This window comes from Candidatus Purcelliella pentastirinorum (genome assembly GCF_003391335.1).
Taxonomy (GTDB): Bacteria; Pseudomonadota; Gammaproteobacteria; order Enterobacterales; family Enterobacteriaceae; genus Purcelliella; species Purcelliella pentastirinorum.
The window spans coordinates 192677-216170 of the sequence record NZ_CP028374.1; the positions used below are offsets into that span (position 1 = coordinate 192677).

33 protein-coding genes and 2 tRNA genes are annotated in these 23494 nt (G+C 23.1%); 7 read left to right on the top strand and 28 right to left on the bottom strand.

The genetic code is table 11. The annotated features are described in order from the left end of the window. Nucleotides 1-23 precede the first annotated feature (23 nt). The 3 genes from ptsI to cysK form a co-directional block, all read right to left on the bottom strand. Nucleotides 24-1757 (bottom strand): phosphoenolpyruvate-protein phosphotransferase PtsI, encoded by a 1734-nt coding sequence (gene ptsI / locus C9I82_RS00885; protein WP_115955978.1) that lies wholly within the window; start codon nucleotides 1755-1757, stop codon nucleotides 24-26. 108 nt (nucleotides 1758-1865) lie between these two features. Then, complete coding sequence (locus C9I82_RS00890) at nucleotides 1866-2123, bottom strand: HPr family phosphocarrier protein (RefSeq protein ID WP_115955979.1); 258 nt, start codon at nucleotides 2121-2123, stop codon at nucleotides 1866-1868. A 237-nt stretch (nucleotides 2124-2360) separates the two neighbouring features. Then, a complete protein-coding gene (cysK, locus tag C9I82_RS00895) occupies nucleotides 2361-3311 on the bottom strand; it encodes a cysteine synthase A (protein WP_115955980.1) in 951 nt (316 codons plus the stop codon). Between the two features lie 182 nt (nucleotides 3312-3493). Between cysK and ligA the strand changes: the two genes are divergently transcribed. Beyond that, nucleotides 3494-5230 carry an NAD-dependent DNA ligase LigA gene (ligA, locus tag C9I82_RS00900; RefSeq protein ID WP_115955981.1) on the top strand — a complete coding sequence of 579 codons (1737 nt, stop codon included), beginning with the start codon at nucleotides 3494-3496 and terminating at the stop codon, nucleotides 5228-5230. Nucleotides 5231-5234: 4 nt separating this feature from the next. On the opposite strand, the gene C9I82_RS00905 is transcribed toward ligA, so the two are convergent. Together C9I82_RS00905 and C9I82_RS00910 are read right to left on the bottom strand one after the other, a co-directional pair. After that, nucleotides 5235-5307: transfer RNA gene (locus tag C9I82_RS00905), tRNA-Lys, on the bottom strand. 13 nt (nucleotides 5308-5320) lie between these two features. Continuing rightward, a tRNA-Val gene (locus C9I82_RS00910) sits at nucleotides 5321-5393 on the bottom strand. Nucleotides 5394-5509: 116 nt separating this feature from the next. On the opposite strand from C9I82_RS00910, the gene gltX reads away from it, so the two are divergent. From gltX to tpiA, 4 genes are all read left to right on the top strand, one after another. Further along, complete coding sequence (gene gltX, locus C9I82_RS00915; RefSeq protein ID WP_115955982.1) at nucleotides 5510-6901, top strand: glutamate--tRNA ligase; 1392 nt, start codon at nucleotides 5510-5512, stop codon at nucleotides 6899-6901. A gap of 138 nt (nucleotides 6902-7039) precedes the next feature. Beyond that, nucleotides 7040-8257: an Nramp family divalent metal transporter gene (locus C9I82_RS00920; RefSeq protein ID WP_115955983.1), complete on the top strand. Its 1218-nt coding sequence runs from the start codon at nucleotides 7040-7042 to the stop codon at nucleotides 8255-8257. Nucleotides 8258-8326: 69 nt separating this feature from the next. Further along, nucleotides 8327-9073 (top strand): FAD-binding oxidoreductase, encoded by a 747-nt coding sequence (locus tag C9I82_RS00925; RefSeq protein WP_115955984.1) that lies wholly within the window; start codon nucleotides 8327-8329, stop codon nucleotides 9071-9073. Nucleotides 9074-9135: 62 nt separating this feature from the next. Next, nucleotides 9136-9888, top strand: a complete 753-nt coding sequence (gene tpiA, locus C9I82_RS00930; RefSeq protein ID WP_115955985.1) for a triose-phosphate isomerase — start codon at nucleotides 9136-9138, stop codon at nucleotides 9886-9888. Between the two features lie 85 nt (nucleotides 9889-9973). Here tpiA and cspE read toward each other — a convergent pair whose 3' ends face one another. After that, nucleotides 9974-10183, bottom strand: a complete 210-nt coding sequence (cspE, locus tag C9I82_RS00935) for a transcription antiterminator/RNA stability regulator CspE (protein WP_115955986.1) — start codon at nucleotides 10181-10183, stop codon at nucleotides 9974-9976. Nucleotides 10184-10539: 356 nt separating this feature from the next. Then, entirely contained in the window at nucleotides 10540-11433 is an 894-nt protein-coding gene (gene htpX / locus C9I82_RS00940) for a protease HtpX (protein WP_115955987.1), read from the bottom strand. 473 nt (nucleotides 11434-11906) lie between these two features. Between htpX and def the strand changes: the two genes are divergently transcribed. Then, entirely contained in the window at nucleotides 11907-12359 is a 453-nt protein-coding gene (def, locus tag C9I82_RS00945; RefSeq protein ID WP_115955988.1) for a peptide deformylase, read from the top strand. Nucleotides 12360-12395: 36 nt separating this feature from the next. Then, a complete protein-coding gene (gene fmt, locus C9I82_RS00950; RefSeq protein ID WP_115955989.1) occupies nucleotides 12396-13343 on the top strand; it encodes a methionyl-tRNA formyltransferase in 948 nt (315 codons plus the stop codon). Nucleotides 13344-13365: 22 nt separating this feature from the next. Here fmt and rplQ read toward each other — a convergent pair whose 3' ends face one another. The 21 genes from rplQ to rpsC form a co-directional block, all read right to left on the bottom strand. Then, the gene (gene rplQ, locus C9I82_RS00955; RefSeq protein ID WP_115955990.1) at nucleotides 13366-13728 is read right to left on the bottom strand and encodes a 50S ribosomal protein L17; all 363 of its coding nucleotides are present in this window, start codon (nucleotides 13726-13728) and stop codon (nucleotides 13366-13368) included. Nucleotides 13729-13776: 48 nt separating this feature from the next. Then, on the bottom strand, nucleotides 13777-14769 hold the full coding sequence (locus C9I82_RS00960; protein WP_115955991.1) for a DNA-directed RNA polymerase subunit alpha: 993 nt from the start codon (nucleotides 14767-14769) through the stop codon (nucleotides 13777-13779). A gap of 19 nt (nucleotides 14770-14788) precedes the next feature. Beyond that, the gene (rpsD, locus tag C9I82_RS00965; RefSeq protein WP_115955992.1) at nucleotides 14789-15409 is read right to left on the bottom strand and encodes a 30S ribosomal protein S4; all 621 of its coding nucleotides are present in this window, start codon (nucleotides 15407-15409) and stop codon (nucleotides 14789-14791) included. 38 nt (nucleotides 15410-15447) lie between these two features. Continuing rightward, complete coding sequence (gene rpsK / locus C9I82_RS00970; RefSeq protein ID WP_115955993.1) at nucleotides 15448-15837, bottom strand: 30S ribosomal protein S11; 390 nt, start codon at nucleotides 15835-15837, stop codon at nucleotides 15448-15450. A gap of 15 nt (nucleotides 15838-15852) precedes the next feature. Next, nucleotides 15853-16212 carry a 30S ribosomal protein S13 gene (gene rpsM, locus C9I82_RS00975; RefSeq protein ID WP_115955994.1) on the bottom strand — a complete coding sequence of 120 codons (360 nt, stop codon included), beginning with the start codon at nucleotides 16210-16212 and terminating at the stop codon, nucleotides 15853-15855. Between the two features lie 65 nt (nucleotides 16213-16277). Beyond that, nucleotides 16278-16394, bottom strand: coding sequence for a 50S ribosomal protein L36 (gene rpmJ / locus C9I82_RS00980; RefSeq protein WP_115955995.1), 117 nt, complete (start codon nucleotides 16392-16394; stop codon nucleotides 16278-16280). 38 nt (nucleotides 16395-16432) lie between these two features. Continuing rightward, nucleotides 16433-17764 carry a preprotein translocase subunit SecY gene (gene secY / locus C9I82_RS00985; RefSeq protein WP_115955996.1) on the bottom strand — a complete coding sequence of 444 codons (1332 nt, stop codon included), beginning with the start codon at nucleotides 17762-17764 and terminating at the stop codon, nucleotides 16433-16435. A gap of 30 nt (nucleotides 17765-17794) precedes the next feature. Then, nucleotides 17795-18229: a 50S ribosomal protein L15 gene (rplO, locus tag C9I82_RS00990; protein WP_115955997.1), complete on the bottom strand. Its 435-nt coding sequence runs from the start codon at nucleotides 18227-18229 to the stop codon at nucleotides 17795-17797. A gap of 7 nt (nucleotides 18230-18236) precedes the next feature. Then, on the bottom strand, nucleotides 18237-18416 hold the full coding sequence (rpmD, locus tag C9I82_RS00995) for a 50S ribosomal protein L30 (RefSeq protein WP_115955998.1): 180 nt from the start codon (nucleotides 18414-18416) through the stop codon (nucleotides 18237-18239). Nucleotides 18417-18433: 17 nt separating this feature from the next. Further along, entirely contained in the window at nucleotides 18434-18934 is a 501-nt protein-coding gene (gene rpsE / locus C9I82_RS01000) for a 30S ribosomal protein S5 (protein WP_115955999.1), read from the bottom strand. A 14-nt stretch (nucleotides 18935-18948) separates the two neighbouring features. Continuing rightward, complete coding sequence (gene rplR / locus C9I82_RS01005; RefSeq protein ID WP_115956000.1) at nucleotides 18949-19302, bottom strand: 50S ribosomal protein L18; 354 nt, start codon at nucleotides 19300-19302, stop codon at nucleotides 18949-18951. Between the two features lie 7 nt (nucleotides 19303-19309). Further along, nucleotides 19310-19846 carry a 50S ribosomal protein L6 gene (gene rplF, locus C9I82_RS01010; RefSeq protein ID WP_115956001.1) on the bottom strand — a complete coding sequence of 179 codons (537 nt, stop codon included), beginning with the start codon at nucleotides 19844-19846 and terminating at the stop codon, nucleotides 19310-19312. A 15-nt stretch (nucleotides 19847-19861) separates the two neighbouring features. Next, on the bottom strand, nucleotides 19862-20245 hold the full coding sequence (gene rpsH, locus C9I82_RS01015; protein ID WP_115956002.1) for a 30S ribosomal protein S8: 384 nt from the start codon (nucleotides 20243-20245) through the stop codon (nucleotides 19862-19864). 25 nt (nucleotides 20246-20270) lie between these two features. Next, nucleotides 20271-20576, bottom strand: coding sequence for a 30S ribosomal protein S14 (rpsN, locus tag C9I82_RS01020; RefSeq protein ID WP_115956003.1), 306 nt, complete (start codon nucleotides 20574-20576; stop codon nucleotides 20271-20273). A gap of 10 nt (nucleotides 20577-20586) precedes the next feature. Beyond that, nucleotides 20587-21126: a 50S ribosomal protein L5 gene (rplE, locus tag C9I82_RS01025; protein WP_115956004.1), complete on the bottom strand. Its 540-nt coding sequence runs from the start codon at nucleotides 21124-21126 to the stop codon at nucleotides 20587-20589. 18 nt (nucleotides 21127-21144) lie between these two features. Further along, the gene (gene rplX / locus C9I82_RS01030) at nucleotides 21145-21462 is read right to left on the bottom strand and encodes a 50S ribosomal protein L24 (RefSeq protein WP_115956005.1); all 318 of its coding nucleotides are present in this window, start codon (nucleotides 21460-21462) and stop codon (nucleotides 21145-21147) included. Nucleotides 21463-21479: 17 nt separating this feature from the next. Then, nucleotides 21480-21848 carry a 50S ribosomal protein L14 gene (gene rplN / locus C9I82_RS01035; protein WP_115956006.1) on the bottom strand — a complete coding sequence of 123 codons (369 nt, stop codon included), beginning with the start codon at nucleotides 21846-21848 and terminating at the stop codon, nucleotides 21480-21482. A gap of 81 nt (nucleotides 21849-21929) precedes the next feature. Next, nucleotides 21930-22169 carry a 30S ribosomal protein S17 gene (gene rpsQ / locus C9I82_RS01040; protein WP_115956007.1) on the bottom strand — a complete coding sequence of 80 codons (240 nt, stop codon included), beginning with the start codon at nucleotides 22167-22169 and terminating at the stop codon, nucleotides 21930-21932. Nucleotides 22170-22178: 9 nt separating this feature from the next. Then, a complete protein-coding gene (gene rpmC, locus C9I82_RS01045) occupies nucleotides 22179-22361 on the bottom strand; it encodes a 50S ribosomal protein L29 (protein WP_115956008.1) in 183 nt (60 codons plus the stop codon). After that, the gene (gene rplP / locus C9I82_RS01050) at nucleotides 22339-22770 is read right to left on the bottom strand and encodes a 50S ribosomal protein L16 (RefSeq protein WP_115956009.1); all 432 of its coding nucleotides are present in this window, start codon (nucleotides 22768-22770) and stop codon (nucleotides 22339-22341) included. Before rplP ends, rpmC begins: the two co-directional genes overlap by 23 nt. Before the next feature lie 14 nt (nucleotides 22771-22784). Then, nucleotides 22785-23486 (bottom strand): 30S ribosomal protein S3, encoded by a 702-nt coding sequence (gene rpsC, locus C9I82_RS01055; RefSeq protein WP_115956010.1) that lies wholly within the window; start codon nucleotides 23484-23486, stop codon nucleotides 22785-22787. Between the last annotated feature and the right edge of the window lie 8 nt (nucleotides 23487-23494).

Below are 23494 nucleotides of genomic sequence, written 5' to 3' on the forward strand. Positions count from 1 at the left end.
TCGTTATAATAAATAATTAATTATTAAATATTTAAAATATTATTTTTCCTAATGAATTTATTTAATAAATACATTACACCCTCAACTGTTGATTCGGATAAAACATTCTTAACTAATTTTTTTGCTTTAAAAAAATTAGTATTTCTAATAATCTTCTTAACGTTAGCAACAGAAGTGATATTTACACTAAATTTATCTAATCCCATACCCAATAATAAAACAACAGCATTTCTATCAGAAGCTAATTCCCCACAAACACTCGTCCATTTACCTTCAATATGAGAGTAATTAATTATTCTTTTAATTAAATATAAAACAGCTGGAGAAAATGGATTATACAAATGTGATATTGAATCATTACCTCGATCAACTGCTAAAGTATATTGTGTTAAATCATTAGTACCTATACTAAAAAAATCTACTTCTTTAGCTAAATGATTAGAAATTATTGCTGCAGAGGGAGTTTCTATCATAACTCCAATTTTAATATTATTATCAAAAAAATATCCATCATTAAATAATTCAATTTTAATTTTACTTATTTCTTTTTTTAAAAATAAAACTTCTTCTAAAGAAATTATCATAGGAAACATAATATATAACTTACCAAAATAAGAAGCACGTAAAATAGCACGAATTTGAGAATATAGTATATCCTTACGATCCATCATAATACGAATGGCACGCCATCCTAAAAATGGATTTTCTTCTTTAGGGAAATTTAAATAAGATATATACTTATCACCACCTATATCCATGGTTCTTATAACAATCGGCTTATTATTCATACGTTTAGCAATATCTTTATATACTAAAAACTGTTCTTCTTCATCAGGTAAAGAAGATCTATTCATAAATAAAAACTCAGTACGATATAAACCTATAGATTCAGCGCCACTGGAAAAAACATTTTTAACGTCATCTATCTTATTTATATTAACAGATATCTCTACCATATGACCATCTAAAGTTACAGCAGTAAGATCTTTAATCTTTTTTAATTCATTTTTTTCTATAAAAAATTTTCTTCTAAGCAACTTAAATTCATTAATAATATCAGAAGATGGATTTATATAAAATTTATTATTTATACCATCTAAAATTACAATATCTCCAGTTTTAATCTTAGAAGTAATATTACCTAAACCTACTATAGCTGGTAAACCTAATGATCTAGCTATAATTGAAGTATGAGAAGTACTACCACCTAAATCAGTTAATAATCCGATAACAACTTTAATATCAAATTGAGCTATTAAAGATGGAGTTAAATCTTTTGCTATTAAAATAATCTTATCTTTTATTAAACTTAAATCTATAATTTCTAATTCAAGAATATTATGTAATAAACGTTTACTAATATCATGTATATCAATAACACGTTCTTTAAGATAAATATCATTAATATTTTTTAAAGCAATTATTTGATCATTCATCACAGAAAATATAGCAGCATCAGCTGTAAAATTTAATTTTTTAATTAAAGTTATTATTTCCTGTTCTAATTCAATATCCTCTAAAAGAAGAATATGACCTTCAAAAATAATTGCTTTTTTTCTACCAAATAACTTATTAGCTTTTTTTACAATAGATTTAAGTTGAACAATGGATTTATGACGAGCATCAATAAACCTTTTAATTTCTTTATCTACTTCATTAATTGAAATTTTATTATAATTAATAATTATTTTCTCTTCTTTATATAAAAGAGCTTTTCCAAAAGCTAATCCTTGAGATGCCAAAATTCCTGAATTCATAAATATACCTTAATTAACATAGTATAATAGATTTCATAAAAAATATTATATAGGATGATATTAACAAAATAAAAAATGATAAAAATAATATTTATTATATCAATTAAATTACTGTAATTCAGATAATATTTTAGCTAAATGGTCAACAGCCTCTCTTTCATCTTTACCATCAGCACAAATTGTAACAATACTACCATGAGATAAACCAATGGTTTGCAATTTAAAAAGACTTTTAGCATTTACAGATTTACTATTAAATATAACAGTAATATTTGAAACAAATTTTTTCGCCTCCTTAACAAATTTAGCAGCTGGACGAATATGTAAACCATGTATTGCTTTAATCGTCACATTTTGCTGAAACATTTTATTTTCTCCATTGAAGATTAAAATTAATAATAATAAAAAACAAATATAAGTATTCTTAAAAAGATTAAAATTTAAAATTGATGAAATAAAAAAAAAAATTTAACTTATTATAATTAATTTTTTTTAAAACAATATATATTTTACATATATAAAAAAAAAATTAATATAGTTTTATCATATAATAATAAAAATACAAAACTTAATCAAAAATATAAAATATTTAACTAATTAATATTAAGATAAAAAAGAAAATAATGATGTACTTAAATAGCGTTCACCAGATGATGGTAAAATAACAACAATATTTTTATTTAAAAATATTTTTTCTCTTTGTAACTTTAAGGCAGCATAAACAGCAGCACCGGAAGAAATACCAGATAGAATACCTTCATATTTCATTAATCTTTTAGCCATATCCATAGCTGATTCATTAGATACCATTATAACACGATCAATTAAATTCAGATCTAAATTTTCAGGAATAAAACCTGCGCCAATACCTTGAATTTTATGATTACCTATTTTCATATTTTTACCAGTCATAACTTTAGTAATAATAGGAGAATCTAAAGGTTCAACAGCGACAGTAAATAAATCTTTTTTACCTTTAATATTCTTTATATATCTTGTTACTCCAGTTAAAGTACCTCCAGTACCAACACCAGCAACGAAAACATCAATAAGTCCATCAGTATCATTCCATATTTCAGGACCAGTGGTCTTTTCATGTATATCAGGATTAGCAGGATTATTAAACTGTTGAAGAAGTAAATATTTATCAGAATTATTAGCGAACATTTCTTCAGCTTTAGAAACAGCACCTTTCATACCATAAATACCATCAGTTAATATCAAATTAGCACCTAAAGCTTTAAGTAAATTGCGACGCTCAATTGACATTGAATCTGGCATAATTAAAGTCAAATTATATCCTCTAGAAGCAGATACAAAGGCTAAAGCAATTCCAGTATTACCACTTGTAGGTTCAATTAATTCTACATTTTTATTTAAAATACCTTTATTTTCTGCATCCCATATCATATTTGCACCAATACGACATTTAACACTAAAACTAGGATTACGTGATTCAATTTTAACAAAAATATTACCATCACCTATCCTATTCAATCTAACCAAAGGAGTGTTACCTATAGTTAAAGAATTATCCTTAAAAATATTTTTCATAAACTCTCCATTTAAACAAAAATATAAATATTTAAATAAATAAAATAATATTTAAATAAAAGTACAATTAAAACTAATAAATATCAAATAATATAATTAAATAATATCTATAAATATAAAATAAATATTTGATAATAATCATTAAATAAATTAAACTAAAAAAAAATTCAAAAATAAAATTAATGAAAAAAATTATAAAAGAACTAAAAAAAAAAATAAAATATCATGAATATTTATATTATGTACTAAATGAACCAAAAATTAGTGATGAAACATATGATAATATGTTAAAAAAATTATCAAAATTAGAAAAAAAAAACCCTCATCTTATAAAAAAAAATTCACCAACAATAAAAATTACAGGACAAATAAATAAAAAATTTAAAAAAATAACACATAAAATACCTATGCTTTCATTAAAAAATATTTATAAAAAAAAAGATTTCCTTAATTTTAAAAATTATCTAAAAAAAAAATTATCTAAAAAAAAAATAATTAATTTATGTTGTGAATTAAAAATAGATGGATTAGCTGTTAGTATAATATACAAGAATGGAATTTTAAAAAAAGCAGCTACAAGAGGCGATAGTGAAATAGGAGAAGATATAACAAATAATATAAAAACAATAAAAAAAATACCATTAAAAATTACTGCTAATAATATACCAAAATATTTAGAAATAAGAGGGGAAGTATTTATATCAAAAAAAAATTTTGAACTATTAAACAAACAAAAAAAAAAAAAAATATTCTCTAATCCCAGAAATATGGCAGCAGGTTCATTAAGACAATTAAACCCCAAAATAACAGAAAAAAGAAAATTAGAATTTATATGTTATAATGTTAATTTAAAAAAAGAAAAGATAAAAACAAATAGTCACTTTAAAACATTAATAATGGCTAAAAAATGGGGCATACCTATTTGCAAACACACAAAAATATACAACAAAACAAAAGATATATTAAATTATTATTCAAAAAAACTAAAAAAAAAAAATAAATTAAATATAGATGTAGATGGTATTGTTATTAAAATTAACAATAAAAAATATCAAAAAAAACTTGGTGAAACAACAAAATTTCCAAGATGGGCTGTAGCCTATAAATTTCCATCAGATGAAACAGAAACAAAAATAATAAAAATAAAATTTCAAATTGGACGTACAGGAATAATAACACCAATAGCACAATTAATACCTATATTATTATCTGGATCAATAATAAAAAATGTTAATTTATATAATATCAAAGAAATAAAAAGATTAAAAATAAATATCGGAGATTCAATTATATTAAAAAAAGCAGGTAATGTAATTCCTAAAATTGTTAAAGTAATAAAAAAAAATAAAATAAATAAAAAAGAAATAATAAATATCCCCAATAAATGTCCAGGATGTAATAATGATTTAAAAATTAAAAATAATCTATCAATAATAAAATGTACATCAGGATTAAAATGTAAAGCACAACTTAAAGCATATTTAAAATATTTTATATCAAAACAATCTTACAATATTATTGGTTTAGGAAATAAAACTATAGATAAATTAATAGAAAATAAAATCATAAAATCATCAATAGATATTCTTAATTTAAATATAAATATGCTGACAAATATTAATAATATAAAAATAAAAAAAGCAAAACAAATAATAAAATCAATTAATCAAGCTAAAAAAATAAAATTTAGTAATTTTTTATATTCATTAAATATAAATGGATTAGGAAAAACAAATGCAAAAAATATTGCAACAAAATTAAATTCAGTAAAAAGATTCTTAAATGTTAATTTTAAAAAATTAATATCAATTAAAAAAATAGGTAAAAAAACAGCTAAAAACATAATAAAATACATTTATAAAAATAAAAAAATTATTAAAAAACTAAACAAAAAAATCTATATAATATATGAAAATTAAAAAATGGGTCGTGCAGGATTCGAACCTGCGACCAATTGATTAAAAGTCAACTGCTCTACCAACTGAGCTAACGACCCATAGTTTTTAAATTGGGTAATGACGGACTCGAACCGTCGACCCTCTCCATGTAAAAGAGATGCTCTACCAACTGAGCTAATCACCCATATAATATTTAATTAAATTATACTATAATAAAAAAATAAAAAAATAAAAATTTAATATAAAATTATAATACAATTAATAAAATTAAATATTTTAATATTATAAATTTAAAATCATATGAAAATAAAAACTAGATTCGCTCCTAGCCCTACTGGATCATTACACCTTGGAGGGGCAAGAACAGCATTATATTCTTGGTTATTCGCACAAAAACATAATGGATCTTTTATACTTCGTTTTGAGGATACAAATAAAAAAAATTCAAAAAAATATTTTGTAAAAGAAATAATAAAAAATATGAAATGGATGGGACTAAATTGGAATAAAAATATATATTTTCAATCTCAAAGAATAAAAAAATATAATAAAATAATAAAAAAAATGTTAATCAATAAAAAAGCTTATAAATGCTATTGTTCAAAAGAAAGATTAAAAAATCTAAAAAAATATCAATTAAAAAATAAAATAAAACCTCGTTATGATAATTTATGTAGATACAATAAAAAAAAACTAAAAAAAAATAAATATGTAATAAGATTTAAAAATCCTGAATTTGGAGAAGTAGTATTTAAAGATCAAATAAGAGGAAAAATAAAAATTAAAAATAAAGAATTAGATGATTTAATCATACAAAGAAGCAATGGTATACCAACATATAATTTTTGTGTAGCCATAGATGATTGGGATATGAAAATTACTCATGTAATTAGAGGTGAAGAACATATAAGTAATACACCAAAACAAATAAATATTTTACATGCAATAGGAATAAAACCTCCAATATATGCACATCTTCCTATTATACTTAATGAAAATGGTGAAAAGATGTCAAAAAGAAAAAATACTAAAAGTATTTTTGAATATAAAAAAAATGGTTATTTACCAGAAGCATTATTAAATTATTTAATAAGACTAGGATGGTCTCACGGTAATAAAGAAATTTTTAATATCACTGAAATGAAAGAACTATTTAATTTAAAAAAAGTTAATAAATCAGCAAGTTTATTAAATAATAATAAATTAAAATGGTTAAATCAGCACTATTTAAAAAACTTAAATGAAAAAATAATTATAAAAAATTTTAAAAATTATATAAAATTAAATAAAATTAGATTAAATAATTTAGAAATTGAAATTTTAAAAATATTCATACCTAGATGTAAAACTTTTAAAGAAATTATAAAACAATCAAATTATTTATATAAAAATATTAAATTAAAAAAAAACGATTACCTATGTAAAAATTCAATTAAACCATTAAAATATATAAAAAAAGAATTTTCATCAATAAAAATATGGAATGAATCAAATATCCAATTAAAAATAAATAAAATAATAGAAAAATTAAAATTAAATATAATAGATTTAAATATGCCATTAAGAATTTCAATTACTGGACAAACAAAATCTCCAAATTTATCTTTAATTATATCTTTATTAGGAAAACATAAAGCATTAGAAAGAATAGAAAATTCGATAAAATATATAAATAAAAACAAAATTTACTAAAAAATATAAAAACATTAAATATAAAATTATATTTTTAATAAAAAATACATATTTAATTAAACACTAAATAAAATTATCACAACAAATATGTTATGTTATTAATATTATTAAAATATTTAATTCATTTCAAATGAAATAATGATACAAAAAAATAAAAATAAATCAAATAAACTAATAATATTAGGACCAGCATTTATAGCAGCTATTGGTTATATAGATCCAGGAAACTTTGCTACTAATATACAAGCTGGAGCAGCATATGGATACACTCTTTTATGGGTAGTAACATTAGCTAATATAATGGCTATTTTAATACAACTGATGTCTGCAAAATTAGGAATAGCAACAAATAAAAACCTTGCGGAACATATAAGGGATAATTTACCAAAACCAATAGTATGGTTTTATTGGATACAAGCAGAAATAATCGCAATAGCAACAGATTTAGCTGAATTTTTAGGAGCTACAATTGGAATAAAATTAATAACAAATATAAGTTTATCTAATAGTGCAATTATAGTAGGTATATTAACATTCTTAATATTAACAATACAAAAAAAAGGAAAAAAAACCTTAGAAATAATAATAGGAATATTATTACTATTAGTAGCAACTGCATATTTAATAGAATTATTTTATTCAAAACCTAAATTATCATTATTAATAAAAGGATTAATTATCCCCTCACTACCAACTACAAATTCAGTTTTTTTATCTGCAGGTATATTAGGTGCAACAATTATGCCACATGTCATTTATTTACATTCGTCTCTTACACAATACAAAACAAATATAGGAACAAAAAAAGAATTATATGCATCTACTAAAATAGATATAGCTATAGCTATGACAATAGCTAGTTTCATAAATTTAGCTATGCTTACAACATCTTCTGCAGTATTTTATTATCACGGTATTACGAAAATAACAGACTTAAACCAAGCATATCTAACATTAAAACCACTATTAAATCAAGCAGCTGCTACTATTTTTGGATTAAGTTTAATAGCAGCTGGAATATCATCAACGGTAGTAGGAACACTGGCTGGTCAAATAATGATGCAAGGATTTATTAATTTTTATATACCAGTATGGATAAGAAGAATAATAACAATTTTACCATCTTTTATTATAATTTTAATAAAATTAAATCCAACTACTATTTTAGTCATAAGCCAGGTATTACTTAGTTTTGGAATCTCATTAGCATTAATACCATTATTATCCTTTACTGGAAATAAAAAATTAATGGGAGAATTAGTAAACTCAAAATTATTACAAAAAACAGGATGGATTATTGTAACATTTATCATTACTATTAATTTATACTTAATTATAAAAGAAATAATAAACTAAAAATAAAATTTTTATTTAAAAAATAATATACTTTTAATAAATATTAAAAAAATAAAAAAGGAACTAATAATGACTACATGGGTAAAAGGTAAAATAATTAAAATATTACATTGGAATAATAGACTTTTTAGCATAATATTAAATGCACATATTAATAATTTTATAGCAGGACAATTTACAAAATTAGCAATACAAGACAATAAAAAAAAAATAATACAAAGAGCATATTCATATGTTAATTCACCAAATAATAAAAATTTAGAATTCTATATAGTTAAAATAAATAATGGTTATTTAACTACAAAATTACAAACACTAAAGATAAAAGATGAAATTTTAATCAGCAAAAATGCTATAGGAAATTTTACAATAAAAAATATTCCAAGTTGTAAAACTTTATGGATGTTTGCTACAGGAACGGCCATAGGTCCATACCTATCAATTCTACAAACTAAAAAACAATTAACAAAATTTGAAAATATAGTATTAGTACATGCAGTTAGAAAATATGAAGATTTTAATTATATAAAACTAATACAAAATTTACAAAATAAAAATATTAATAAATTACACTATGTCAAAATAACAAGTAGAGAAATAAACAAAAATACAATTAATGGTCATATTCCTACATTAATAAAAAAAGGAATAATTGAAAAATATGTAAATTTAGAAATAAATAAAAACAGTCAAATAATGTTATGTGGTAATCCAGGAATGGTTAAAGATACACAAAAATTTTTAATTGATAAAAAAAAATTAAGAAAAAGATTCAATAATAAAGAAGGAGAAATAACAACAGAATTATATTGGTAATTTAAAAAATAAAAATACATAATAAAGATCTAAAAAAATATTTATTTTATTAGGATAATTAAATGAAAAAAATATTAATTGTAACAAATTGGAAATTAAATGGAACAAAAAAAACAATAAAAAAATTAATAAAAAAATATAAAAAAATAATAAATAAAACTAAAAATATAAAAATAATTATAGCACCTCCATTAATTTATCTAGACTATACTAAAAAAAAAATAAAAAAAATAAATATAGAATTAGCAGCTCAAAATATCGATTTACATTTATCAGGTGCATATACTGGAGAAACATCAATAAAGATGTTAAAAGATATAGGAATAAAATATGTAATTATAGGCCATTCAGAAAGAAAAATATATCACAATGAAAATAATAATATTATTGAGAAAAAATTTAATTTAGTAAATGATAACAGATTAATACCAATTTTATGTATAGGTGAAAATTATACAGAATATAAAAATAATCAAACAAAAAAAATATGTATACAACAGATAAAATCCATATTAAAAAATACTAAAAAAAAATTAATAAAAAAATTAATAATTGCATATGAACCTATATGGTCAATAGGTACAAATAAATATCCAAAACCTAAAGAAATACAAAAAATAAATAAATATATAAAATCATATATATATAAAAAATATAAAGAACTACATAATAAAACTATAATACAATATGGAGGATCTGTTAATATAAATAATTTTTATGAAATAATAAAACAGCCTAATGTCGATGGCACTCTAATAGGAAATGCATCATTAAATGGTAAAAACTTTGTATCTATGATTAAACAAATATTATAAAAAAATAAAATAAAAAAAGGGCTAACACTTAGCGTTAGCCCTTAACAAAATAATTTATTATTAATTTTAAAATTAATAAAAATTACTATATAGCTACAACATTAACAGCTGCTGGTCCTTTCTGACCATCTTGAATTTCAAATTCAACATTTTGACCTTCAGTCAAAGTTTTAAAACCATTACCTTGAATTGCAGAAAAATGTACAAAAACATCTTTACTACCATCAGAAGGAGTAATAAAACCAAAACCTTTAGATTCATTAAACCATTTAACTTGACCTTTAATTTTTGCCATTATATTTTCCTTAAAAATTTTGTTTTCCAAAAAAAAAATAAATCGAAAACAGAGATATTAATGAATAAGGCACTAATTTAAGGTTCGGCAAGGAAAATAAAACAACATCTTTACTCTGAACTTATCTACTAAAATGCCATATATACATAAACAGAACTGCATCTCGTTTTACATAATATTGGATTTTACATATATATTTATTAATCTCAAGAACTTTTTTATAAAAAAGAACATTTTATTAAAAATTGATAAAAATTAAATATAAATAAATTTTAATCAAAATAAACACTATAAAACTAATAGTAACATATAAATTAGAAATATAAAATAAAGATATTAATATTTAGTTAATATTATTAAATATATGAACTGTTCAACAAAGCATTAATACGTTTATCTAAAGAAGGATGAGTCATAAATAAATTTAACCAATGATCTTCTTTTCCGCTCTTAATGAAAAGACATTGAAAAATAGAAGATGACTCAACATTACTAAAATTATAAAAAATTTTAATAGATCTTAATGCTGATATCATTTTATCTACACCTACCAATTTTGCAGAATTAGCATCAGCATAAAATTCACGTCTTCTAGAAAACCACATAACTATAATACTTGCTAAAACTCCAAATAATATCTCTAAAATAAAAGATATAATAGAATATAATAAACTATTATCAATAGTAAATTGATCATTATCCTCTCTATTATTAACAAATAATAAAGAAATGATATAAGAAAAAATACGAGAAAAAAAAATAACAAATGTATTTAAAATACCTTGTAATAAAACCATTGTAACCATATCACCATTATATATATGACTAATTTCATGACCAATTACAGCTTCAATTTCATCTTCAGTTAACTTTTCTAATAAAGCAGTAGATAAAGCTATTAATGAAGAATTACGAAAAGCACCCGTAGCAAAAGCATTAATATCACAAGATTCATAAATAACAATTTGAGGCATATTAATACCTAAAATATTAGATTGATTATAAGTAATTTTAAACAACATATCTTCCAAATTATTTTTGGGATATTTCATTATATAACCATTGATAAAATATAAAGCAATACGTTTAGATAAAAATAATGATATCAATGAACCTAAAAAACCAAAAATACCAGAAAACAAAATTAAAAAATAAAAATTATTAAATGTTATATTAAAAAGACTTAAAAATAAACCAAAAACTAACATAATCATAAAATTAGCAAATATAAATAAAATAATACGCATCATATAATTATACCCTTAACAAAATTAACATTAAAATATAAAAAAATTATATTAGAAAATTTTATAAATAAAAAATATATCCTTAATGCTGATACTCAGAATCGAACTGAAGATGTACTCATACCAAGAGTATGTTTTTCCACTAAACTATATCAGCTAAAATAAATGCAAAAAAATAATTTAGAACATATATAAATTAATATTTTTATTTAAATAAATTAAAAATAATAAAATAAATTTAATATAAAAATATTATTAAAATATATTCTTTTATTTTTAAAATATTAACAAATCTTACTATAATAAATAAATATATTAAATAAAAAAAAATAATATTTTATAATATAAAATCAAATATTTCTAAATACAAATATAAATAAAATAATAAAATAAAAAAATATATAAAAATTTTACTTATATAAAAAACATAGATAAAATATATAAAAATAAATATTTTAGAAAAAAATTAAAAAAATATGTTAATACCAAAAATATTAATACATCCAGACATAAGATTAAGAATAAAAGCATCAAAAATAAATAATTTTAATAATAAAATTAAAAATATTATAAATGATATGCTAAAAATTATGTACCTTAATAAAGGTATAGGATTAGCAGCAACACAAATTAATATACATAAAAAAATTATAGTTATAGATATATCAGAAAATCAAACAAAACCAATAATATTAATTAATCCTCAAATAATAAAAAAAAATGGAACAATATCAATAAAAGAAGGTTGTTTATCAATTCCAAATATAAAAATATCAATAAACAGATATAAATATATAAAGATAAATACAATGAATTATAATGGTGAAACATATGATATAAACGCACATGATTTATTAGCTATATGTATACAACACGAGATAGATCATCTAAATGGAAAATTAATTTTAGATTATAAAAAAAATAAATAAAAAATATTAATTCTTATATTAAATATTAATAATAATATGAAAAAAAAATTAAAAATTCTTTTTTTTGGAACATCAAAATTCGCTTTATATCATTTAAAAACATTAATAAAAAATAAATATAATATAGTTGGAATATTTACTAAACTTGATAAAAAATTTAATAAAAAATATTATTCAAAAATAAAAATCATAAATAAAAAGTATAATATTCCTATTTATAGTCCAAAATCTATAAAAGAATTAAATAATATTAAAAAAATAAATTATCTTAATATTGATCTAATAATAACAGTATCATACGGACTAATTATACCAAAAAAAATATTAAAAATACCTAGAATAAGCTCCATAAATATACATGCATCTTTATTACCTAAATGGAGAGGAGCAGCACCTATACAAAGATCAATACAATATGGAGATAATAAATCTGGTATTTCAATAATACAAATGAACAATAAATTAGATGAAGGTGATATAATATATAAAAAAGAATACAAAATTAAAAAAGAAGACAATAGTGAATCTCTAACTAAAAAACTTATGAAATTAGGTTCCAACAGTATGTTAAAAATTATAAAAAAAATAAAAAATGGAAAAATAACATTTATTAAACAAAATAATTCAAATGCAACATATGCATATAAAATTAAAAAAAAAGAAGCAAAAATAAATTGGAATAAAAGTAGTAAAGAAATAGAAAGAAAAATACGTGCATTTAATCCATGGCCAGTATGTTACTTTAAATTAAATAAAATAAAAATAAAATTATGGCAAGCAAAAATTTTAGAAAAAAAAAACACTCAAAATATTTTTAAAAAAGGACAAATTATCTCTATTGATAAAAATGGAATACAAATAATTTTACATGATGGAATATTAAATTTAGAAATTATACAAATACCTGGAAAAAAAAAAATGAAAATAAAACATTTAATTTTGTCTAATAAAAAATGGTTTAAAATAGGTGATATTTTAAATTAAAAAATATAAAATAATTAAATAATTAATCACAACGATCCATAAATTCAATGAAGGCCATATTAGCATTATCACCACTCCTAAAATTATTTTTTAATATTCTAGTATAACCACCATATCGATCTTTATATCTAGAAGATATTTCCTTAAATAATTTAGTTACGATTTCTTTATTACGTAAATAAGCAAATATAATTCTCCTATTAGCAACAGTATCGATCTTGGCTATAGTTATTAATTTTTCAATAAAACCACGTAATTCTTTAGCCTTAGATAAAGTAGTTTGAATGATTTCATAAATAATTAAAGATCTAGCCATATTACGTAACATAGCATCACGATGGGAAGAATTACGATTTAATTTACGACCGGATTTAAAATGACGCATAATAATTTAACCTAATTTTATAAAATAAAAAAACTAAAAAATAATAACCTATTTACCATTTATATCTACAGGAGGCCAATTTTCTAATCTGATCCCTAAAGATAATCCTTTAGAAAACAATACATCTTTAATCTCAGTTAACGACTTTTTACCAAGATTAGGAGTTTTTAATAACTCAACCTCTGTACGTTGTACTAAATCACCTATATAATGAATAGATTCAGCTTTTAAACAATTTGCAGATCTAACAGTTAATTCTAAATCATCAACAGATCTCATTAATATAGGATCAAATTCAGGTTTTTCTTCTTCAACTTCTGAATAATGCATATCACGTAAATAAATAAAATACTCTAATTGATCAGATAATATAGTAGCAGCTCTTCTAATAGCTTCATCAGGTTCAATAGTTCCATTAGTTTCTAATTCTATTATCAATCTATCCAAATCAGTACGTTGTTCAACACGAGCTGCTTCAACATTATAACTAATTCTATCAACAGGGCTATAACAAGCATCAATTAATAATTTACCAATAGAAAAATTTTCACCTTCAATAGATATTCTAGAAGAAACTGGAACATAACCCCTTCCTCGCTGTACTTTAATTTTCATATTAATAGAAGAAGATTCATCTGTTAAATTACAAATGACATGATTTTTATTAACTATCTCTATAGTATTATCATGTTTAATATCTACTGCTAAAACAGTACCTATACCAACTTTATTTACAGTTAAATAAGCATTATCTTTTTCATGAATTTTAATAGCTAATCCCTTTAAATTTAATAAAATCTCTAAAATATCTTCACGAATACCTTTTTTATTACTATATTCATGTAAGATACCATCTATTTCAACCTCAGTAACAGCACAACCAGGCATGGAAGATAATAATATCCTCCTTAAAGCATTACCTAATGTATGACCAAACCCACGTTCTAAAGGTTCTAAAACAACCTTTGCATGAGTAGTACTTATATGTTCAATATTAACAATACGAGGTTTTAGAAAAGACATAACAGCACCATTCTGCATTACAATCCCCTAAAATATTTTATTTAGAATAAAATTCAACAATCATATGTTCATTAATATCAGAATATAAATCATCACGTTTTGGGATACGTTTAACAATACCTTCCATATTATTTTTATTTACTTTTAACCAATTAGGCAACTCACGTTGTTCAGAAAATTCTATAGAAGCTTTTATACGTAATTGTTTTTTAGATTTATCACAAATAATAATTTTATCATTTATTAAAACATTATATGATGGAATATTAACTATACAATTATTTACTATAATAGATTTATGACAAACCAATTGTCTAGCTTCAGCTCTAGTACAACCAAACCCCATTCGATAAACAATATTATCTAATCTTCTTTCTAAGAAGCGTAATATATTTTCACCAGTATTACCTTTTAAACGTAATGATTTTTTATAATAATTACGAAATTGTTTTTCTAAAACACCATATATACGTTTTAATTTCTGCTTTTCTCGTAATTGAATGCCATAATCAGATAAACGAGTTTTTTTAATTCCATGTTCTCCAGGTAATTGATTAATTTTACATTTACTATCAATAGTTTTTAATCCAGATTTAAGAAATAAATCAATACCTTCCCTACGACTTATCCTCAACTTAGGACCTAAATATTTAGCCATATATATTACCTTTATCTTTAACCTAACTTATAATTAAATTATACTCGTCTTCTCTTTGGAGAACGACAACCATTATGAGGTATAGGAGTAACATCAGTTATATTTGTAATATTAAATCCAGCAGAATTTAAAGCTCTAATTGTAGATTCTCTTCCAGGGCCAGGTCCTTTAACCATAATCTCTAAATTCTTAACTCCATAATCTTTTACAAATTCAGCACATTTTTCCGCAGCAACCTGTGCAGCAAAAGGAGTTGATTTACGTGAACCCCGAAAACCAGAACCACCAGCTGTAGCCCAACCCAATGTATTACCATGTCTATCAGTGATAGTAACTACAGTATTATTAAAAGAAGCATGGATATGAGCTATACCATCAGTTATTTGTTTTTTTATTTTTTTATGAATCTTAATTCTTGATTTTACCATTATTTAATTCCTAAATTATTTTTTCTTAATTAATTTACGAGGGCCTTTACAAGTACGAGCGTTTGTTCTAGTCCTCTGACCATGTACAGGTAAATTATGTCGATGACGTAATCCACGATAACAACCTAAATCAATTAAACGTTTAATATTTAAATTTACTTCACGACGTAAATCACCTTCAACCAAGTATCTAGAAACTTCTTTCCTCAAAGATTCCATTTGATTATTAGATAAATTAAATATCTTAGTATCACTTAAAATTCCAATTTTTGTACATATTTTCTTAGATCTAGATTTTCCTATTCCATAAATCATTTCTAAACCAACAATTACAGATTTATTATCTGGTATATTAATACCCACTATACGAACCACTAAACACCTCATTGTAAAATATACATTTTATAATCATAAATTATTGAAAAAATTAATAAAAAAAATCAACCTTGTCTTTGTTTATGTTTCGGATGTAATTTACAGTACACACGAACAACACCATGACGACGAATAATTCTACAATTTTTACAAAATTTTTTAACTGAAGTACGAACCTTCATTTCAAAACCCTAATATATAATTCAAAATACTATGATATTCAATTATTATAATGCCTTAAATTAGCTTTTTTTAAAGCAGATTCATACTGAGTAGACATTAACATAGTTTGAATTTGAGATATAAATTCTATTATAACAACAACAACAATTAATAAAGATGTACCACCAAAATAAAATGGCACATTCATAATAAAACGCATAAAATCAGGAATAAGACAAATAAAAGTAATATAAAATGAACCAAATAAAGTTAATCTAACCATAATTTTATTAATATACTTAGCAGTTTGTTCTCCAGGTCTAATACCAGGTATAAAAGCACCGGATTTTTTTAAAGTATCAGAAGTATCACGCGGATTAAATATCAATGAAGTATAAAAAAAACAAAAAAATATTATAGAAATAACATATAAAAAAATATAAATAGGTTTACCAGGTTGTAAAAGATAAGATAAAGATATTAACCAATGTAAATGAGCTATTTCACCAAACCAAGAAATTAAAGTAACTGGAAAAATTATAACACTAGATGCAAAAATAGCAGGTATTACGCCTGACATATTTATTTTTAAAGGTAAATGAGTACTTTGTGATACATACATACGTCGACCTTGCTGTCTCTTAGCATAATGAACTAAAATACGACGTTGCCCATGTTCAATAAAAATAACAAAATATGTAATAAAAAATATTAATAATAATATTAAAAGAAAAGAAATAATACTAATACCACCCTGCCTAAACTGTTCTATAGTATTTTTAATAGATAATGGTAATCCAGAAACAATTCCTGTAAAAATTATAATAGAAATACCATTTCCTATTCCTTTTTCACTTATCATTTCTCCTAACCACATAAGAAAAATAGTACCTGTTACTAAACTAGTTACAGATACAAAATAAAAAATAAAATTAGTATTAATAATTAATTTTTGCATACTAGGAATACTAGATATACCTACAATAACACCAATTGATTGAAATATAGACAATATAAAAGTAGTATAACGAATATACTGATTTATTTTACATCTACCTAATTCACCTTCTTTTTTTAAATCTGATAAATATGGTAAAATGATAGATAATAATTGAATAATAATAGATGCTGATATGTACGGCATTATACCTAATGCAAATATAGAAGCTCTACTTAATGCACCACCAGAAAACATATTAAACATATCAATAATTGTACCAGATTGCTTTTCTAAAAGCTTACTTATAACAGATGCATCAATACCAGGAATTGGTATAAAAGAACCAATACGAAAAACAATCAAAGAAATAATAACAAATAATAATTTACTCTTTAACTCATAAAAAGAACTCTTAACACCTTTAGTATTAGATGATAATTTTTTAATCATTAGAAACTAATCCATTAAAATAAAAATAAATTAAAATTTAACTTTACCGCCTATTAATTCAATAGCTTTTTTAGCACCTTTAGTTACAGGTAAAGAATTCAATACAACAGCAGATAAAATTTTTCCTGATAATATAATTTTAACATACTTTGTATTACAAGAAACTATATTATCTCTTTTTAAAACTCTAAGATCTATAAAACTAGTTTTTACTTTATTTAACTCTGATAATCTAACTTCCACTCTATATAAAGATTTACGAGATCGGAACCCAAATTTTGGTAATCTTCGATAAAAAGGAGTCTGACCACCCTCAAAACCTCTACGTATTTTACCACCACTACGAGATTTTTGACCTTTATGCCCCCTACCACATGTCTTACCCCAACCAGATCCAATCCCTCTACCTACTCTCTTTATTGAATTATTAACACCATGATAAACATGAAAATTATTTAAATACATTATAAATCTACCTTAAAATTTCAACCAAATATGAAATTTTTTTAATCATACCTAAAATTGATAAATTATTAACACGTTTTACAATATGACCTATACCTCTTAAACCTAAACCTAAAATAATTAGTTTATGTTTTTTTATAACACCAATTAAACTACGTTTTTGTAATATTGTTATTTTATTTGACATATAATTTTTTTTCCTAATCAAATCAATAAATCGTCTATCATTTTACCTCTTTTAGCAGCAATGATAGAAGGATATTTCATACTCATTAATGCATTAATAGTAGCTCTTACCATATTTATTGGATTAGTAGAACCATAAGCTTTTGCTAATACATTATGAACACCAGCAACTTCTAAAACCGACCTCATAGCCCCACCAGCTATAATACCTGTTCCTTTAGAAGCAGGTTTCATAAACACATGAGAGCCAGTATGTACTCCTTTTATTTCATGTTGTAAAGTATAATCTTTTAATATAATTGTTATCATATTCTTACGTGCTTTATCCATAGATTTTTGAATAGCTAACGGTACTTCACGTGCTTTACCATAACCAAAACCAACTTTACCATTACCATTTCCAATTACAGTTAATGCAGTAAATGAAAATACACGACCACCCTTAACTGTTTTAGATACTCTATTAACTGCTATTAATTTTTCCTGTAATTCTGTTAATTGTCTATCAATTTGTGACATAAAACATCCTCATCTTAAAACTTAAGACCAAATTCTCTTGCAGCATCAGCCAAAGCTTTAATACGACCATGATATTTAAATCCAGAACGATCAAAAGATACTTTAATTATACCCTTATTTAAAGAACGCTCTGCAATTTTTCTTCCAACTATAATTGCTGCACTTATGTTACCACTATATTTAATTAATTTAAATATCTCATTTTCAACAGTAGATGCTGATGCTAAAACATTACAATTATCAGAAGAAATAATCTGAGCATAAATATGACGATAACTTCTATGAATAACTAAACGAAAAACGTTACCTTTTTTAAATTTATGTCGTATTCTACTGGCTCTTATTAATCTAGATTTTTTTTTATTCATAAAATTTCTACTTACTTTTTTTGGCTTCTTTCATTAATATAGTTTCATTAAAATACCTAATACCCTTACCTTTATATACTTCGGGCTTCTTATAAGAACGAATAATAGCAGAAACCTGACCAATTAATTGTTTATCTATACTTTTTAAAAGTATATCAGTAGAAGATGGACATTCAATAGATATATTCTGTGGAACCAAATATTTTATAGGATGAGAATATCCCAAAAACATATTAAGATAATTATTTTCCAAATATGCTTTATACCCAACACCTACTAATTGTAATCTCCTAATAAATCCTTTAGTTAAACCAATAACCATAGAATTTACTATTGATCTAACAGTACCAGCACAAGCCCAAGCATGTTTGCTATTTACTTTAGGAGAAAAACTAAAAATATTATTTAAAAAATTAACATTAACAAATTTATTAATTTTAAATAATAACTTACCTTTATCACCTTCTATAATCAAAAAAAAATCACTTAAAGTAACTTTAAGAATATCTGGTACAATTACAACAGCTTTTGCAATACGAGACATCTAAACCTCACCTCATCAAGCAATATAACATATTATTTCACCTCCAATTCTTCTTTTACGAGCATCTTTATCGGTCATAATACCTTGAGACGTAGATACTATAGCAATACCTAGACCAGAAAGAACTTTAGGCAATTGATTACTAGGTTTATACACACGTAAACCTGGTGAACTAACACGTTTAATATATTCAATAACAGATTTATTATTAAAATATTTAAGAAAAATTTTAATAAAATAACCGTTTGGTTCAAAATCTATTATATATCCTTCATTCTTTAAAACTAAAAGAATATTCCTTTTAATATTTGAATTAGGAACAAATATTAAAGTTTTATTTGATTTTTGACCATTATTAATAGAAACTAACATATCTGAAATAGGATCATGTAAACTCATAATTAATATTAACCCTTATAAAACTCTACCAACTAGCTTTTTTTAAACCTGGAATATCACCTCTCATAGCAGATTCTCTAACTTTCATACGACTTAAACCAAATTTTCTTAAATAAGCATGAGGTCTACCAGTTTGATTGCAACGATTACGTATTCTAGATTTACTAGAATCACGAGGTAACATCTGTAATTTTAACATTGCATTCCATTTTTCTTCTTGTGAAGAGTATATATTAGATACAATATATTTTAATTTATTTCGCTTCCTAAAAAATTTATTTACTAATTTAATTCTTTTTTTTTCTCGTGCTATCATTGATTGCTTTGCCATAAAATAATCCTTATTTTCTAAAAGGAAAATTAAATAATTCTAATAAAAAACGTGCTTCATTATCTTGATTAGCAGTAGTAATTATATTTATGTCCAAACCTCTAATTTCATCTATTTTATCATAATCAATTTCAGGAAATATAATTTGTTCATGTATACCTATATTATAATTACCTCTACCATCAAAAGATTTAATAGAAAAACCTCTAAAATCACGAATACGAGGTATAGATATAGATATTAATTTATATAAAAAATCCCACATTTTTTTACGTCTTAAAGTAACTTTACAACCAATAGGCAAACCCTGACGAATCTTGAATTGTGCAATAGATTTTTTCGCTTTTATGACAAGAGGTTTTTGACCTGTAATATCAGTTAAATTTTTAATTGCATTAATGATTATCTTTTTATTAGATACAGCTTCTCCTACACCCATATTTAATACAATTTTTTTAATTATAGGTACTTGCATAACAGAAGTATATTTAAATTTCTTCATTAATATCAAAATTGCATCTGTACGAAAAAATTTATATAAATTACACATCTCTTTTAAAAATTAAAATTACTTAATAATTTCCCCTGTAGATTTCAAAAAACGATATTTTTTACCATTAATAAACTTAAATCCTATTCGATCAGAACGATTATGTTTAAAACTAAAATAAGCTACATTAGATATTGATATAGGTGATTCTTTTTCTACTATCCCAGAAACAGAATTATTTAATTTAGAATTAGATTTCTGATGTTTTTTAACAATATTAATTCCTTCAACTATAACTTTTTTAGAAGAATAAATACTCTTAACTTTTCCTTTTTTACCTTTATCTTTACCAACTGTAACAATAACAACATCATTACATTTTATCTTTAATGACATTATAAAAATAATCCTTATTAATAAACATCAGGAGCCAATGAAACAATCTTCATAAATTTATCATTACGTAACTCACGAGTAACTGGACCAAAAATCCTAGTACCTATAAGTTGATCACTATTATTTAGTACAACACAAGCATTACTATCAAATCTAATCAACGAACCATCATATCTACGTATTCCTTTTTTCGTACGCACAATAACAGCTTTAAGTACCTCTCCTTTTTTTACTTTAGAATTAGAAGATATTTCCTTAACACTAATTTTTATTATATCTCCTATATTAGCATAGCGACGATGTGTTCCACCAAATACCTTTATACATAATACTAAACGAGCACCAGAATTATCAGCTACATTTAATAAACTTTGTTCCTGAATCATAAAAAATCCAAAAAATAGTATAGTAAATAACTATAACATAGAATTAAAAAAAAAAACATAATAAATATATATTATTTAATATTAAACTTTTTTAAATAAACACCAAGATTTAGTTTTCGATATAGGCTTACATTCATAAATATTAACTATATCACCAACCATACATTCATTATTTTCATCATGTACATGTAATTTTGTAGTTCTTTTTAAAAATTTACCATATAAAGGATGTTTTACTAATCTTTCTACACAAACAACAATTGATTTATTCATTTTATTACTAATTACTTTACATCTTAATAATTTAATTTTACGTTTCATATTAAAAAATTATCCTTTATTAATAATAGTCTTTACACGAGCTATATTACGACGATTCTCTTTTAATAAATGTGTTTTATTTAATTTTCCAGAATAAACTTGCATACGTAAATTAAATTGTTTTTTGTATAAACTTAATAATTCATAATTCAATTTGTTAATATTTTTATTATATAATACAGGTGACTTCATTAGAATATCCTTTTTTAATAAAAATAACTTTAACAGGCAATTTAGAGGATGCTGATCTAAAAGCACTATGAGCTAAATCTTCACTAACATCAGCTATTTCATATAAAATTTTACCTGGTTGTACATAACAACCCCAATATTCAACATTACCTTTTCCTTTTCCCATTCGTACCTCTAAAGGTTTTTTAGTAAATGGTCTATCAGGAAATATACAAATCCATATTCTACCCTGACGTTTCACAGATCTACTAATTACACGTCTAGTAGCTTCAATTTGTCTTGAAGTTATACAACCACTAGTCACAGCTTTTATAGCAAAATTACCAAAATTAATTATACTATTTATTTTAAAACCTTTATTACGTCCTCTTTGCATTTTTCTATATTTTGTACGTTTAGGTTGTAACATTTTTATTTTCCATATTACTTAAGATCTGTACGAATATTATTTTTAGGCCTAACAAATGATTTATTACGTATTTCAGATGAATTCACAGAATTAAAAATTTCTCCTTTAAAAATCCAAACTTTTATACCAATAATACCATATGTCGTAAGAGCTTCTGTAAAACTATAATCAATATCAGCACGTAAAGTATGTAAAGGAACACGTCCTTCTTTATGCCATTCAGTACGTGCAATTTCCACACCTCCTAAACGACCACTTACCTCTATTTTAATCCCATAAGCACCTAATCGCATAGCATTTTGAACTGAACGTTTTATTACTCTACGAAACATAGCACGACGTTCTAATTGTACACTAATATTATCTGCAACTAATTTAGCATCTAACTCAGGTTTTCTAACCTCAGATATATTTACTTGTGTAGGAACACCTGTAATTTTAGAAATCATACTACGTAATTTATTAACATCCTCACCTTTCTTACCTATAATTATACCCGGTCTAGCAGTATAAATAGTAACACGAATATTTTTTGCTAATCTTTCAATAACTATACGAGAAACATATGCTTTTACTAATTCTTTCTTCAAAAATTGACGAACTTTAAAATCATTATTTAAATTAATTGAAAATTCCTTGGTATTAGCAAACCAAGTAGAATTCCATTCTTTTATTATACCTAATCGCATACCATTAGGATGAACTTTTTGACCCATTTTTTATC

Bases quoted from the DNA above. Each gene is read 5' to 3' on its own strand.
- ptsI (WP_115955978.1), bottom strand. From the start codon at position 1,757: ATGAATTCAGGAATTTTGGCATCTCAAGGATTAGCTTTTGGAAAAGCT.
- C9I82_RS00890 (WP_115955979.1), bottom strand. From the start codon at position 2,123: ATGTTTCAGCAAAATGTGACGATTAAAGCAATACATGGTTTACATATT.
- cysK (WP_115955980.1), bottom strand. From the start codon at position 3,311: ATGAAAAATATTTTTAAGGATAATTCTTTAACTATAGGTAACACTCCT.
- ligA (WP_115955981.1), top strand. From the start codon at position 3,494: ATGAAAAAAATTATAAAAGAACTAAAAAAAAAAATAAAATATCATGAA.
- gltX (WP_115955982.1), top strand. From the start codon at position 5,510: ATGAAAATAAAAACTAGATTCGCTCCTAGCCCTACTGGATCATTACAC.
- C9I82_RS00920 (WP_115955983.1), top strand. From the start codon at position 7,040: ATGATACAAAAAAATAAAAATAAATCAAATAAACTAATAATATTAGGA.
- C9I82_RS00925 (WP_115955984.1), top strand. From the start codon at position 8,327: ATGACTACATGGGTAAAAGGTAAAATAATTAAAATATTACATTGGAAT.
- tpiA (WP_115955985.1), top strand. From the start codon at position 9,136: ATGAAAAAAATATTAATTGTAACAAATTGGAAATTAAATGGAACAAAA.
- cspE (WP_115955986.1), bottom strand. From the start codon at position 10,183: ATGGCAAAAATTAAAGGTCAAGTTAAATGGTTTAATGAATCTAAAGGT.
- htpX (WP_115955987.1), bottom strand. From the start codon at position 11,433: ATGATGCGTATTATTTTATTTATATTTGCTAATTTTATGATTATGTTA.
- def (WP_115955988.1), top strand. From the start codon at position 11,907: ATGTTAATACCAAAAATATTAATACATCCAGACATAAGATTAAGAATA.
- fmt (WP_115955989.1), top strand. From the start codon at position 12,396: ATGAAAAAAAAATTAAAAATTCTTTTTTTTGGAACATCAAAATTCGCT.
- rplQ (WP_115955990.1), bottom strand. From the start codon at position 13,728: ATGCGTCATTTTAAATCCGGTCGTAAATTAAATCGTAATTCTTCCCAT.
- C9I82_RS00960 (WP_115955991.1), bottom strand. From the start codon at position 14,769: ATGCAGAATGGTGCTGTTATGTCTTTTCTAAAACCTCGTATTGTTAAT.
- rpsD (WP_115955992.1), bottom strand. From the start codon at position 15,409: ATGGCTAAATATTTAGGTCCTAAGTTGAGGATAAGTCGTAGGGAAGGT.
- rpsK (WP_115955993.1), bottom strand. From the start codon at position 15,837: ATGGTAAAATCAAGAATTAAGATTCATAAAAAAATAAAAAAACAAATA.
- rpmJ (WP_115955995.1), bottom strand. From the start codon at position 16,394: ATGAAGGTTCGTACTTCAGTTAAAAAATTTTGTAAAAATTGTAGAATT.
- secY (WP_115955996.1), bottom strand. From the start codon at position 17,764: ATGATTAAAAAATTATCATCTAATACTAAAGGTGTTAAGAGTTCTTTT.
- rplO (WP_115955997.1), bottom strand. From the start codon at position 18,229: ATGTATTTAAATAATTTTCATGTTTATCATGGTGTTAATAATTCAATA.
- rpmD (WP_115955998.1), bottom strand. From the start codon at position 18,416: ATGTCAAATAAAATAACAATATTACAAAAACGTAGTTTAATTGGTGTT.
- rpsE (WP_115955999.1), bottom strand. From the start codon at position 18,934: ATGTCACAAATTGATAGACAATTAACAGAATTACAGGAAAAATTAATA.
- rplR (WP_115956000.1), bottom strand. From the start codon at position 19,302: ATGAATAAAAAAAAATCTAGATTAATAAGAGCCAGTAGAATACGACAT.
- rplF (WP_115956001.1), bottom strand. From the start codon at position 19,846: ATGTCTCGTATTGCAAAAGCTGTTGTAATTGTACCAGATATTCTTAAA.
- rpsH (WP_115956002.1), bottom strand. From the start codon at position 20,245: ATGAGTTTACATGATCCTATTTCAGATATGTTAGTTTCTATTAATAAT.
- rpsN (WP_115956003.1), bottom strand. From the start codon at position 20,576: ATGGCAAAGCAATCAATGATAGCACGAGAAAAAAAAAGAATTAAATTA.
- rplE (WP_115956004.1), bottom strand. From the start codon at position 21,126: ATGTGTAATTTATATAAATTTTTTCGTACAGATGCAATTTTGATATTA.
- rplX (WP_115956005.1), bottom strand. From the start codon at position 21,462: ATGTCATTAAAGATAAAATGTAATGATGTTGTTATTGTTACAGTTGGT.
- rplN (WP_115956006.1), bottom strand. From the start codon at position 21,848: ATGATTCAGGAACAAAGTTTATTAAATGTAGCTGATAATTCTGGTGCT.
- rpsQ (WP_115956007.1), bottom strand. From the start codon at position 22,169: ATGAAACGTAAAATTAAATTATTAAGATGTAAAGTAATTAGTAATAAA.
- rpmC (WP_115956008.1), bottom strand. From the start codon at position 22,361: ATGAAGTCACCTGTATTATATAATAAAAATATTAACAAATTGAATTAT.
- rplP (WP_115956009.1), bottom strand. From the start codon at position 22,770: ATGTTACAACCTAAACGTACAAAATATAGAAAAATGCAAAGAGGACGT.
- rpsC (WP_115956010.1), bottom strand. From the start codon at position 23,486: ATGGGTCAAAAAGTTCATCCTAATGGTATGCGATTAGGTATAATAAAA.